The 11,948-nt window shown below is 70.8% G+C and carries 14 protein-coding genes; 7 read left to right on the top strand and 7 right to left on the bottom strand.

The window, feature by feature from the left end; translation table 11 throughout:
• Window positions 1-235 precede the first annotated feature (235 nt).
• Together AC0NH5_RS39785 and AC0NH5_RS39780 are read right to left on the bottom strand one after the other, a co-directional pair.
• Window positions 236-562: a winged helix-turn-helix domain-containing protein gene (locus AC0NH5_RS39785; RefSeq protein WP_474413044.1), complete on the bottom strand. Its 327-nt coding sequence runs from the start codon at window positions 560-562 to the stop codon at window positions 236-238.
• Window positions 559-1,038, bottom strand: a complete 480-nt coding sequence (locus AC0NH5_RS39780) for a hypothetical protein (protein ID WP_474413042.1) — start codon at window positions 1,036-1,038, stop codon at window positions 559-561. The genes AC0NH5_RS39785 and AC0NH5_RS39780 overlap by 4 nt, the downstream gene beginning before the upstream one ends.
• Window positions 1,039-1,295: 257 nt before the next feature.
• Here AC0NH5_RS39780 and AC0NH5_RS39775 point away from each other — a divergent pair, with 257 nt between their 5' ends.
• Both AC0NH5_RS39775 and AC0NH5_RS39770 read left to right on the top strand, forming a co-directional pair.
• A complete protein-coding gene (locus AC0NH5_RS39775) occupies window positions 1,296-1,490 on the top strand; it encodes a hypothetical protein (protein WP_474413040.1) in 195 nt (64 codons plus the stop codon).
• Window positions 1,491-1,579: 89 nt separating this feature from the next.
• Window positions 1,580-2,257, top strand: coding sequence for a DUF998 domain-containing protein (locus tag AC0NH5_RS39770; protein ID WP_474413038.1), 678 nt, complete (start codon window positions 1,580-1,582; stop codon window positions 2,255-2,257).
• Window positions 2,258-2,279: 22 nt separating this feature from the next.
• On the opposite strand, the gene AC0NH5_RS39765 is transcribed toward AC0NH5_RS39770, so the two are convergent.
• Window positions 2,280-3,149 carry a sulfotransferase domain-containing protein gene (locus tag AC0NH5_RS39765; RefSeq protein WP_474413036.1) on the bottom strand — a complete coding sequence of 290 codons (870 nt, stop codon included), beginning with the start codon at window positions 3,147-3,149 and terminating at the stop codon, window positions 2,280-2,282.
• A gap of 451 nt (window positions 3,150-3,600) precedes the next feature.
• Here AC0NH5_RS39765 and AC0NH5_RS39760 point away from each other — a divergent pair, with 451 nt between their 5' ends.
• From AC0NH5_RS39760 to AC0NH5_RS39740, 5 genes are all read left to right on the top strand, one after another.
• Complete coding sequence (locus tag AC0NH5_RS39760) at window positions 3,601-5,526, top strand: cellulase family glycosylhydrolase (protein WP_474413099.1); 1,926 nt, start codon at window positions 3,601-3,603, stop codon at window positions 5,524-5,526.
• A gap of 150 nt (window positions 5,527-5,676) precedes the next feature.
• Window positions 5,677-6,408, top strand: a complete 732-nt coding sequence (locus tag AC0NH5_RS39755; protein WP_474413034.1) for a lysostaphin resistance A-like protein — start codon at window positions 5,677-5,679, stop codon at window positions 6,406-6,408.
• A 122-nt stretch (window positions 6,409-6,530) separates the two neighbouring features.
• The gene (locus AC0NH5_RS39750; protein ID WP_474413032.1) at window positions 6,531-7,748 is read left to right on the top strand and encodes an inorganic phosphate transporter; all 1,218 of its coding nucleotides are present in this window, start codon (window positions 6,531-6,533) and stop codon (window positions 7,746-7,748) included.
• A gap of 10 nt (window positions 7,749-7,758) precedes the next feature.
• Window positions 7,759-8,073, top strand: a complete 315-nt coding sequence (locus tag AC0NH5_RS39745; RefSeq protein ID WP_474413030.1) for a hypothetical protein — start codon at window positions 7,759-7,761, stop codon at window positions 8,071-8,073.
• Between the two features lie 4 nt (window positions 8,074-8,077).
• A complete protein-coding gene (locus AC0NH5_RS39740) occupies window positions 8,078-8,386 on the top strand; it encodes a DUF3349 domain-containing protein (RefSeq protein ID WP_474413028.1) in 309 nt (102 codons plus the stop codon).
• A 49-nt stretch (window positions 8,387-8,435) separates the two neighbouring features.
• Here the strand turns inward: AC0NH5_RS39740 and AC0NH5_RS39735 are convergent, their stop codons facing one another.
• Genes AC0NH5_RS39735 through AC0NH5_RS39720 form a run of 4 tightly spaced genes read right to left on the bottom strand, consistent with a single transcriptional unit; the run spans window position 8,436 to window position 11,815 of the window.
• Window positions 8,436-9,278, bottom strand: a complete 843-nt coding sequence (locus AC0NH5_RS39735; RefSeq protein WP_474413026.1) for an ABC transporter permease — start codon at window positions 9,276-9,278, stop codon at window positions 8,436-8,438.
• Window positions 9,275-10,255 (bottom strand): ABC transporter ATP-binding protein, encoded by a 981-nt coding sequence (locus AC0NH5_RS39730; protein WP_474413024.1) that lies wholly within the window; start codon window positions 10,253-10,255, stop codon window positions 9,275-9,277. Before AC0NH5_RS39730 ends, AC0NH5_RS39735 begins: the two co-directional genes overlap by 4 nt.
• On the bottom strand, window positions 10,252-11,340 hold the full coding sequence (locus AC0NH5_RS39725) for a hypothetical protein (RefSeq protein ID WP_474413022.1): 1,089 nt from the start codon (window positions 11,338-11,340) through the stop codon (window positions 10,252-10,254). The genes AC0NH5_RS39730 and AC0NH5_RS39725 overlap by 4 nt, the downstream gene beginning before the upstream one ends.
• Window positions 11,324-11,815 (bottom strand): sigma-70 family RNA polymerase sigma factor, encoded by a 492-nt coding sequence (locus AC0NH5_RS39720; RefSeq protein ID WP_474413020.1) that lies wholly within the window; start codon window positions 11,813-11,815, stop codon window positions 11,324-11,326. The genes AC0NH5_RS39725 and AC0NH5_RS39720 overlap by 17 nt, the downstream gene beginning before the upstream one ends.
• Between the last annotated feature and the right edge of the window lie 133 nt (window positions 11,816-11,948).

The following is an 11,948-nucleotide window of genomic DNA, read 5'->3' as shown; positions in this document are numbered from 1 at the left end:
ATGTGCAGCGGGTTACGAATAGAAACCCATGATTGAACGATCCCGCTGGTGGAGTCCCTGTGCCCGCACGCGACCGGGCCGAAAATCGTTTCGACCCCAGACGCCGAAACCCCGTCCGTGAACTTCGGGTGCGGATCGCACCTGAACGTCACACACGGGGTGGGCGAGAGGCGTGTGTGTGAAGTTGGGGTGCGGATCGCACCCGAACTTCACACACGCGGGAGGGTGTGGTGGGTCAGCGGGCGAGCTGGTCGGGCAGGACGGCGAGGCCTGCCTTCGCGACGATCTCCTGGAGGGCGGCGACGTGGTCGGCGAACGCCTGCTGTCCCGCTTCGGTGAGCCGGGCCGAGGTGCGCGGCCGTTTGCCCACGAAACTCTTGCGGATCTCCACGTACCCGGCGTCCTCGAGGGTGGTCAGCTGCTTGGACAGTGCCGAGTCGGAGAGGCCGAGGCTGTCGCGGACGAACTTGAAGTCCGCCCATTCGGTCGCCGCGAGCAGGCTGACCAGGGAGAGCCGGGTCGGCGCGTGGATCAGCTCGTCGAAGCGCGGGGTGCCGCTCATCGCGGGGTGCCGAGCGGGCGGGCGAGCATCACCCGGCGGAGGTGGTTCATCAGCCGCGGCCCGCCGAGGGCGAGGCCCAGTGCGACCGGCACGCACGCGAGGGTGGCCGGATGCGGCACGCCGAGCGACTCCAGGGTGAGACCGAGCCCGATGCCGGCGGCCACCAGCACGATGGTGAAGCCGGCGATGGCGAGGCCGCCGCGCACCCCGAGAAGTTCCTGCCGGACCTGGACCCGGGCCTTGCGCACCAGCCCCAGGATCATGGCCGCGAGCCCGAACGCGTAGACCACGCTGCCGGTGGCGACCACCCAGCCGATCTCGGTCTCGACGGAGGCAACGAAGAGCACCATGAGCGCGGCGATGCTGTACCAGAACCAGTGCGGGACGAGATTGGTGTCGACGACCTGGGCGCGGCGGGCGTGCATCTCGGCCAGCGCGAGCTCGGCGTCGACGGGCGGGATGTGCGGAGTGGTCATTGCTTCCTCCTCGGGCATGTACTTGCCTACTAGGAAAGTACAGTCAGCTTTCCTAGTAGGCAAGTACTTTCCGGTCGCCCGTGCGCGGCGGGCTTGCGTGGGGAGTTCGGGCTCGATATGAACCCGAAGTTCACACGCGGTTCGCGTGGGGGGAGTGACGTAGTGACTGCGATGCGTGTGCACTCGTGATCCAGATTGAACCGTTCGGCTTGATCGCGGGTAAAACCTGATGACGGTGACCGGTAGGGGGAATCAACATGGCCGATCGCACGCATGTCGACCTCGTGCTGCTCGAGTGCCTGGCCGGCCGGCTCAACCGCTCCGGCGGGCTGCTCGGCATCACCCGGGTGGCCGTGCCCGGACGGGCGGGCGGCGGGGAGGCGACCCCGATCTTCGCCGAGCTGCTGAGCCGGGCCTCACCGAGCACCGCCGATCTGTTGAGCGGTCTGTGACACCGGTGGTCCGGGCGCTGTGCTCCTTCGCGTACTGAAGACGCGTTCTTATCAGGGCACGCACAGCAAGAGATGGCAGCCTGCTGGGGATGATCCCGCGCCTCCTCGCCCGGTCGGGCGCCGCCTGCGTGGTGGCGTGCCTGGCCCTGTTCGCCTGGCTGCACCTCGCGCCGCCGTCGTCGGTGCTGGATTGGCAGCGGCGCACGCTGAGTCAGTACGCACTGCTCGACAACGGGTGGATTTTCGACGCGGCGACGCTGCTGCTGGCGGGCGGCTCGGCGGCGGTGCTGGTGGCGCTGGTGCGCACCGGTGTGGCCCGCGCCGGATCGGGCGGGGCCGTGGCGCTCGGGCTGTGGGTGGCCGGGCTCGTCGGCGTGGTGGTCTTCGAGAAGCACAACTGGGCGGCCGGGCCGTCGACCAGCGGTGACGTGCACCGGGCGGCGAGCCTGCTGGCGTTCCTGAGCCTGCCGGCGGCCGCCCTGCTGATCGCGGCGCCGTGGCTGCGGCGGCCGGCGGGGCGCGGGCCGGCGGTCGCCGTGCTGATCGGCGGGGTGGTGTCGCTGCTCTGTTTCGCACCGATCCTGTGGGCGTTCGTCTCCGAGCCGTGGACCGGGGTGCGGTGGTGGCAGGCGATTCCGCTGGGCAGGGTCGAGCGGCTGCTCGGGCTGGCCGAGGTGGTCACCGTGCTGATGCTGGCCGGGTGGGCGTCGGCGCGAAGCCGTGCTGCCGGGCCGGTGCGGGCCCGGCAGCGTGCGGCGTCAGCGTGAGGCGCGTGGGCCTGTGCCGGTGTCAGCGTGAGTTCGCGGCGGTCTCGGGGTAACCGAGGAGCTCGATCAGGTTGCCGGTCGCCCGGGCGAACGCCTCGGTGATGTCGTCGTCGAAATGGTTGCGCCAGTCGCCGGCCGCGCCCTTGCGGTAGTGCGACACCGATCCGGCGCCTTTTCGATCATTCATCCGGGAGAAGCTGTACCGGGAGAGCAGCGTCTCCAGCTCGGCCGGCGGAATGACGATGCCGCAGTGCCGCATCAGCTCGTCGACCTGTTCGGCCTGGTGTTCGCCGGTCAGATCCTCATAGCGGAAGAGCCGCACCTCGTCCGACGGCGGAGCGGCCGCCCAGGACCTGATCGCCTTGAAGGTGTTCTTCTTGGCGAGATGATCCACGAGGTACAGCAGGCCCTCCTTCTTGGGCAATTCCTGAAGGACCTTGCGCACTTCGAGCACGTCGCCCATCGGGCCGTGTGAATTGCGCGTCGAGAAATAGCTGGAAACGACCATGTCGCGGGGATCGCGGTAGACGTAGAAGGCGCGGTACTTCTCCGGTTTCGGCATCCTGTCGAATCGCCGGCGCGGGAAGAACAACGACAGTGCGATCCGGTCCGGCGGGCAGACCCGCGGATCCTTCCAGTGGTAGAACCGTGGGTCGTAGGTCACCAGCCCCGAGTGCCGGTAGACGATGGGATCGCTGAAGAGCTCTTTGATCCACTGGCTTGCGGTCTTGCGCACCGCGCAGTGATAGATATTCGTGAACTCGCTCCGCTCGACCACCGGAACGGTGAGGCGGAGACGGGCGTTGTGTGTCTGTTGCTGCAGGCGGCGCCCTGCGACACGCAGGGATTCGGGCGCCGTCTGCTTGGCGAACATGACAGTGCGATTGAGCATCGTCCTTACCTGCGCCAGTCGGGGGAACGTTCGTCGTCAGTCGCTGTCGTGCTCGCGCTTTCGCCGGCACGACGAGTGCAGCGGAAACGCTGCCCGGCTCGTATGGCCGGAGCTCCGCTGTCGCGTCGCGCCCGCCATGACGAGCCGGAGTTTACAAGAATTTCGACCGAGTTACTACAGTTGATCTAAGGCGCAGAGGATATCGCGAGCGCGTTGTCCACCCGGTGATTTCTCAGCAATGTCACAGCGTGTCGTTATCCGCAGATTCGGCAATTCCTATAGGTGTACTCAGGAATGCTGATCCGTGCGCAGGGCTTGTCTCCGCATCGAGTTGCTTGAATACTGTCCTGGGAGCGCTCCCAGGCCCATCCGTCCCGGCGCTCCCACCCGTCCCCGTTCCCGGTAGGGAGATGCAGTGTTCCTCGAACGAACTCGCAGGCGCCTGGCCCTGATGGTGGGCCTCGCGCTGGCGGCGACCGGTGGCGTCACCGTCACCGGAGCCACCGCGGTCGCGGCCCCACCCGCGACCGCCGCCGCGGCCGCACCCACGGCCGACTGGCTGCACGTGTCCGGCAACAAGATCGTCGATGCGGCCGGCAACCCGGTGTGGTTGACCGGCGCCAACTGGTTCGGCTTCAACGCCTCCGAACGGGTCTTCCACGGACTCTGGTCGGCCAACATCACGCAGATCACCGAGTCGATGGCCCAGCGCGGCATCAACATCGTCCGGGTGCCGATCTCCACCCAGCTGCTGCTGGAGTGGAAGAACGGGCAGGCCGCCGCGCCGAACGTCAACACGTACGCCAACCCGGAGCTGGCCGGGATGAACAGCCTGCAGATCTTCGAGTTCTGGATGGGCCTGTGTGAGCGGCTCGGCATCAAGGTGCTGCTCGACCTGCACTCCGCCGAGGCCGACAACTCCGGGCACATCCACCCGGTGTGGTGGAAGGGCACCGTCACCACGGAGCAGTTCTACCAGGGCTGGGAGTGGGCGGCGAACCGCTGGAAGAACAACGACACGATGGTCGCCTTCGACCTGAAGAACGAGCCGCACGGTACGCCCAACGACCCCGTGCGCGCCAAGTGGGACGGCTCCACCGACGCCGACAACTGGAAGCACGTCGCCGAGACCGCGGCCAAGCGCATCCTCGCGATCAACCCCGAGGTGCTGATCCTGGTCGAGGGCAACGAGGTCTACCCGCGTGAGGGAGAGACCTGGAGCTCGCCGAACACCGACCCGGACCTGACGCCGAACTACTATTACAACTGGTGGGGCGGCAACCTGCGCGGGGTCAAGGACCACCCGATCAACCTGGGGGCCAACCAGGACCAGCTGGTCTACTCGCCGCACGACTACGGGCCGCTGGTGTTCAACCAGCCGTGGTTCGACAAGCCGTTCGACAAGACCACGCTGACCGACGACGTGTGGCGGCCGAACTGGTTCTACCTGCACGAGAACAACATCGCGCCGCTGCTGATCGGCGAGTGGGGCGGCCGGCTCGGGCAGGACGCCCGGCAGGACAAGTGGATGACCGCGTTGCGTGACCTGATCGTCGAGCACAAGCTGCACCAGACGTTCTGGGTGCTCAACCCGAACTCCGGCGACACCGGCGGCCTGCTGCTCGACGACTGGAAGACCTGGGACGAGCAGAAGTACGCGCTGCTCAAGCCGGCCCTCTGGCAGCACGCCGGCAAGTTCGTCGGCCTCGACCACGAGGTGCCGCTCGGCGGCGCCGGCAGCACCACCGGCATCAGCCTGAACCAGCGGTACAGCAGCGGCGGCGGGGACGGCGACACCGCGGCGCCGACCGTGCCGGGGCAGCCGTCGGTGAGCGGGCTGACCGCGACCGGGGCGATCCTGTCCTGGACCGCGTCGACCGACAACGTCGGCGTGACGGGTTACGACGTGCTGCGATCCGGCCAGCTGGTGGCGACCGTCTCGGGCACCACCCACAACGCCACCGGTCTGACACCGTCCACGGCGTACACCTACAGCGTCCGGGCCCGCGACGCGGCCGGGAACGTGTCGGCCGCCTCGGCGGCGCGCACCTTCACGACGGCGGCCTCGAACGGCGGCGGCGGTGACCAGGGATGCTCGGCCACCTACCGCACGACGACGTCGTGGAGCGGGGGCTTCCAGGGTGAGGTGACGGTCAAGAACACCGGCACCAGCGCCGGCCGGGGCTGGACCGTGCAGTGGACGTACCCGAGCGGGACGAGCGTCGCCTCGCTCTGGAACGGGGTGCTCGGCACGCCCGCGGTGACCGTGCGCAACGTCGATCACAACGGCGCGCTGGCGGCGGGCGCGAGCACGTCGTTCGGCTTCGTCGGCTCCGGCCCGGCTGCCACCCCGACGGTGAGCTGCAGCCTGTCCTGACCCGATCGCCCTGCGTGGTGGCCTGCCGGGGTCGTTGTCCCCCGGCAGGCTGTCACCCATGGAGGCACTTGTCACAGCCGCGGCATTGGCCGGAAATGCGCCGCCCCGCGCGGGTAGCGTCTCCTCCTCGTGCCCGACCGAACATCTACCTTGATCAACCCGCCCGGCGGCCTGTCCCGCCGTCGCCTCGCCCTCGTCCTCGGGGCGGTGCTGACGATCCTGGTGGTGGTCAATGTCGTCAACAAGTACGGCCCGCCGCACACCGGCCTGATTGCCGGGCCGCTGGTGGCCGCGGGACTCGTCCTGCTGGCCCGGCGCGCCGGACTGACCTGGCACGACCTCGGACTGTCCCGGCACACCCTGGTGCCCGGCCTGAAATACGCGGTCGGGGCCGTGCTGGCGGTCGCGGTGGTCTACGCGATCGGCGTGGCCGTCCCGCTGACCCGGCCCGCCTTCTCCGACGTCCGGTACCACCTGCATCTGAGCGCCGCGCTGACGACCGCGTTCGTGGTGGTGCCACTCGGCACCGTGCTGCTCGAGGAGGTCGCCTTCCGCGGCGTGCTGCTCGGGCTGGTCAACCGGCACCGCGGCGCGGTCTGGGCGAGCGTGACCTCGTCGGTCCTGTTCGGCCTCTGGCACATCCTGCCGTCGCTGCGGCTAGCCGAGGCCAACCAGGGAATCGGCTCGGCACTCGGCACCGACGTCGTTGGCCAGTTCCTGGCGGTGGCCGGTGCGGTCGGCTTCACCGCGGTGGCCGGGCTGCTGCTCTGTGAGCTGCGCCGGCGCAGCGGCAGCCTGCTGGCGGCCGCCGCGCTGCACTGGGCCACCAACGGCATGGGGCTGCTGATCGCCGCCGCCCTGGCGACGGTGCGCCTGGCCTGACCCGGTTCAAACCTCGTGACCGGTGAGGACCGGATGAACTCGGGTATTCACCGCCGCCAATAGACTTCGAACTTCTGCGTTCCCAGGTAACGCTCAGCTCGGCGCGGGGCAACGATCGAACCGTGACCGAGACAACCGTGATCCTGCTGCTGGTCGTCGTCACCGCGCTCGGCTTCGACTTCACCAACGGCTTCCACGACACCGCGAACGCCATGGCCACCTCGATCGCCACCGGCGCCCTGCGGCCCAAGGTGGCCGTGGCTCTGTCCGCGGTCCTCAACCTGATCGGCGCCTTCCTCTCCGTCGAGGTGGCGCTCACCGTGACGAACGCCGTCGTCCGCATCCAGAACCCGGACGGCACGCCGCAACCGGAACTGCTGGACGACGGCGGCACCGCCTTGTTGCTCATCGTGCTGGCCGGCGTGATCGGCGGCATCCTCTGGAACCTGCTCACCTGGCTGCTCGGCCTGCCGTCGAGCTCGTCGCACGCGCTCTTCGGCGGCCTGATCGGCGCCGCGATCGCCGGCCTCGGCTGGGCCGGCGTCAACTGGACCGGCGACGGCAGCAAACTGGACGGTGTCGTCGGCAAGGTGATCCTGCCCGCGTTCCTGTCACCGGTGATCGCGGGGGCGGTGGCCGCGGCCGGCACCTGGATCATCTACCGGGTCACCGTCGGGGTGGCCGCCCGGTTCACCGACAACGGGTTCCGCTGGGGCCAGATCGGCAGCGCCTCGCTGGTCTCGCTGGCGCACGGCACCAACGATGCGCAGAAGACCATGGGCGTCATCACGCTGGCCCTGATCGCCGCCGGCGACTGGACCGACACGGACGAGATCCCGTTCTGGGTGAAGGTGTCCTGCGCCCTGGCCATCGCGATCGGCACCTATCTCGGCGGCTGGCGCATTATTCGTACGCTCGGCAAAGGTCTCGTCGAGATCGCCCCGCCGCAGGGCCTGGCCGCCGAGTCGGCCGCCGCCGCGGTCATCCTCTCCTCCTCGCACCTGGGCTTCGCGCTCTCCACGACACACGTCGCCACCGGCTCGATCCTGGGCAGCGGGGTGGGCAAGCCCGGCGCGACCGTCCGATGGGCCGTCGCCGGCCGGATGGTCACCGCCTGGCTGATCACCCTGCCGGCCGCCGCGCTGGTCGGCGCAATGATGTGGACCGTCGCCGACCTCATCGGTGGCGCGGCCGGCGCACTCGTCATCTTCGCGGTCCTGATCGCGCTCTCCGCTGTCATGTGGCAGAGGTCGCGGCGGGCCCCGGTCAACCACGAGAACGTCAACGACGAATGGGACGCGCCCGTGCCCGGACGCCAGACCGCCGGCGCGACGAGCTGAGGAGCCCGACATGCACAATCTGACCTTGGCTCTGGAGGGCGCCTGGAAGGTGCTGCTCGCCAGCATGATCCTCGGCGCCGGTCTGCCCGCCCTGTTCGCGGTGGGCATCCGCTCGCTGGCGTTCGGCGCGGGCGGGGACGCCGCGGCGCACGAGGCGGGCACGACCGGGCCGCGCCCCCACCGGATCGGGACCCTCGGCGGCTACCTCTGTTTCGGCCTGGTGCTGCTCGGCGTGGCGCTGGGCATCACGTTCATCGTGGCCACCGGCCTGGGCAAGGAGCTCAGCTTCTCCGGCGTCGTGCCGACCGTCGTCGACAAGGAGTGACCCGGTGGGCGAGGACCGGTCGAGTTTCGTGCAGCGGGCCGTGGAGTGGCTGCGGGCCGGATATCCCGAGGGCGTGCCGAAGCAGGACTACGTCGCGTTGCTCGGGGTGCTGCGCCGCAAGCTGACCGAGGACGAGATCCGCGGGATCGCGCGGAGCCTGGCCGACCAGTCGGCCACCGCGATCACTTCCGGCGACATCGAACGCATGATCAGCTATACGGTCCTGCAGGACGCCATGCCGGAGGACGTGGTCCGGGTCTCCGCGCACCTGGCAGCGGGCGGCTGGCCCCTCGCCGACCCGCCCACCGGATAGCCGGTGCCGTGCGGCCCCGAAGGGGCGGCCGCGCGGCACCGGCTCGGTGTCAGAGGTCGCGGCGCTGGAAGGCGAGCGCGGCCAGGCCCAGCACGACCAGGATCCAGACGCCGGACCAGACGAGGTACGCGCCGGTCAGCGGGGCCAGGCTGAAGAACGGGTGGGCCTGGAAGGACTGATCCAACTGGGCCATCAGGGCCGGGTCCTGGAAGGCCCGCATCGCGCCGCGCCACAGGCCGTCGGTGGGGAGCAGCATCTGCGAGACGGTGCCGATGCGCTCGACGCTCGGGTTGCCGAGGGCCTCACCGACGTTGCCGACCACGCCGGCGACCCAGGTGGCGCCGAACAGGCCGACCGCCACGATGCCCGACGCCATCGGCGAGATCGCGGTGGAGAGCAGCAGGCCCAGGGTCAGCAGCGCAATGGTCTGCGCGGCGAGCAGTGCCAGCCCGGTGACCGGCTCCGGTGGCCAATAACCCACCGTGGCCCGCACGACGAGCAGCAGGGCGAGCCCGGCGGTCGTCACGAAACCGGCGCCGAAGCCGACCAGGCCCAGCCACTTGCCGACCAGGACGGCCGACCGGCGTACCGGGCGGCCCAGGACTGCCAGCGCGATCCCGGACTCGATCTCGCCGGACAGCGTGGGCCCGGCCAGGAACGCGGTGCCCAGCGCGGCGATCAGGCTGAGCCCGAACATCACCAGGTTGAGCACCATGGAGGCGGCCAACCGGGCCTCGCCGCTGGTGAGGCCGCCGAACTCGGCGTCGATGCGGGAGAAGCCCCAGGCGCTGAGGGTCAGCAGCACCACCGTGAGCACGGCCAGCGACCGCAGCACCCGGCGGCGGGCGGCCTCCCGCAGGGTCAGCCCGGCGAGGGTGAACACGACTGTCATCGCTGCTCCTGTTCCGCACCCTTGTGGTCGGCCCGCAGGATGCCGAGCAGACGTTCCTCCAGGCTGACCCGTGCCGGTTCGACGGCGTGCACGCGGACACCGAGCGCGACCAGCTCGGCGATCAGGTCCGGCACCAGGGCGGGACTCTGCTCGGTGGGCAGCGTGACCGTGAACTCGTCGCCGGCCGAGGAGACCTCGCCGGTGGCGGCCAGCCGCGCCCGGGCCCGGTCGGTCACACAGCCCAGCCGCATCCGCAGTTCGCGGCCGCCGAGCAGCTCCGGCAGGGTGCCGGCGGCGGCGACGTGCCCCTTGTCCAGGATCAGCACCCGGTCGCAGACCCGTTCCACCTCACCGATCAGGTGCGAGTTGAGCAGCACCGCGACGCCGCGCTGCCGCAGCGACAGCAGCAGGTCGCGCACGTCGGCCCGGCCGATCGGGTCCAGGGCGCTGGTCGGCTCGTCGAGGATCACGAACTCGGGCCGGGCCACCAGCGCGACGGCCAGGCCCAACCGCTGCTGCATGCCTTTGGAGAAGCCGCCGACCCGGTCGCCGGCCCGGTCGGCGAGACCGACCAGGCCGAGGCACTCGCGCCGGTCCGCCGCCGGAACCGTGGCCCCGGCCAGCCGGACGTGCAGGTCGAGCACCTCGGCGGCGGTCAGCCACGGCTGATAGCGGAACAGCTCGGGCAGGTAGCCGACCTTCGCCCGGGACCGCGGATCCTTCGCCGGCCGGCCGAGCAGCAGCACCTCGCCGTCGTCCGGGCGGACCAGGCCGAGCAGCATCTTGATGACGGTGGTCTTGCCGGCGCCGTTCGGGCCCAGCAGGCCCATCACCTCGCCGCGCGCGACGCTGAACGACACACCGTCCACCGCGGTCCGCCGCTTGAATCGTTTGCGCAGGCCGGAGGCCCACACCGCGGGCGAGGCCGGCAGCTCGGCGAGCAGCTGCCGGGCCGCCTCGTCGGGTACGGTCGTCACCGCTCCCACCTCAGGCCGCGGGCGACCGTGAGCACCTCGTCGGCGCTGAGCGAACCGGCCACCGCGGTGATCACGCCGTCCTGCACCCAGACCACCGCGGCCAGCACCTGATCCTTGCTGGTCAGCACGGTCGCCGGGGTGCCGTTCACGTCGGCCGGCGCGCTGGCGAGCTCCTCGGCCATCACATGCACCGGCAGCGTTCGCCCGTCCCCGGTGAACCGGCGCAGCTGCGCGGCCACGTCCTCCGGCAGACCGGAGAGGGAGAGCAGATAGTCGCGGGCGGTGCCGAACGGGACGCCGGACGAATAGGCGGTGGGGGAGACGGCCCGGCCGATGATCAGCGACGGCACGCCGCGACCCTCGGTCCAGGCCGCCGCGACACCCGGGCCGGCCGACAGCCGGAACTTGCTCCCGTCCAGACCCGCGGGCATCGGCGGCAGGGTCTGCCCGGCGGCTGCGGCGCTCCGGGCGGCCTTCGCCGCGGAGAAGGTGAACTCGGCGCCGATGCGTTCCGCGGCCTGGAACTCCGGTTTCCCGGAGACGCCGCGCGGCAGTTCGGCCACCTCCGGCAGGGACAGTCCGGTGACGTCGCGGGCCGCTGCCGCGTCGGCGACCGGGCGGATCCGGACCGGCTCGGTGATCCGCACATCGCCGTACCCCGAGAGATCCGGAATCTGGAGCAGATCGGCCTGTCTGATGGTCACCGGGGCGATCTGCTCGGTGCGGAAGATCTGCAGCCAGTCCGTCGCGGCGGCGGCGGTGGCGCCGGCCAGCAGCGCGACCACCGCGCCCACCGCGACCACCGGCCGGCCCAGCCGGGCGCGCCAGCGGCCGGTGCGCTCCGTGGCGACCGCGGGGGAGGCCTCGCCGGCCGCGGCCGCCGCGGACAGCCGGTGCCAGGCCGCGTCGACGTCCGGGGTGACCGCGAAGTTCAGGGCCGCGCCCACGGCGGCCGCGTCCTGCTGCGCGGCGGCCAGCGCGGACCGGCACACCGGGCACCCGGCGACGTGCTCACGGTCGGTGTCGGCGACACCGGCCGGCTCGTCCACCAGCCGGCGCAGCGTGCCGTCAGTGGGATGACGCATGACCCAACTCCTTGCGTAGGGCGGATTCGGCGCGCCGCACCGTGGTGCCGACGCTGCCGGGGGAAAGATCGAGAGCGGCCGCGACCTCGGCGTAGCTCAGGCCGCTGTGCCGCAGGACGAGAGCGACCGCCTGCTTGCGCGGCAGCCTGGCGAGCGCCGCGCGGACCCGGCGGCGTTCCTCGAGCGCCACGACGGTCTCGGCGACGTCCGGGGAGACCGTGGACGGGCCGGCCACCGCCTCCTCACGGGAGGTGCGGCGGCGGCCTGAGCGCAGATGGTTGAGCGCGGTGTGCGCCGCGGCGACCGAGAGCCAGCCGGGGGCCTCGCCCGCCGGGACCGAGGACCGCCCGAACGTCAGGAACACCTCCTGCGCGACGTCCTCCGCCTCGTCGCGCGAGCCGAGCACCCGGGCGGCGACCGCGACGACCCGCGGATAGGCGGCACGGAAGACCTGTTCCAGGTCCGGTCGGACCACCGCGTCCCTCCGCTCGGCTCGGCCGGCCGCACGGCCGCGGCCGTCCGAGATCCGTATCGCCGGCGCGAGGGCCGGCGCAGCCATGTGTTGCTTCACATCAGGAAAGCACCGCCGAGGCCCGGGATGTGACAGT

The sequence above is a fragment of the Actinoplanes sp. 13 genome, from assembly GCF_056134165.1.
This window is presented reverse-complemented; position numbering and strand designations above follow the sequence as displayed.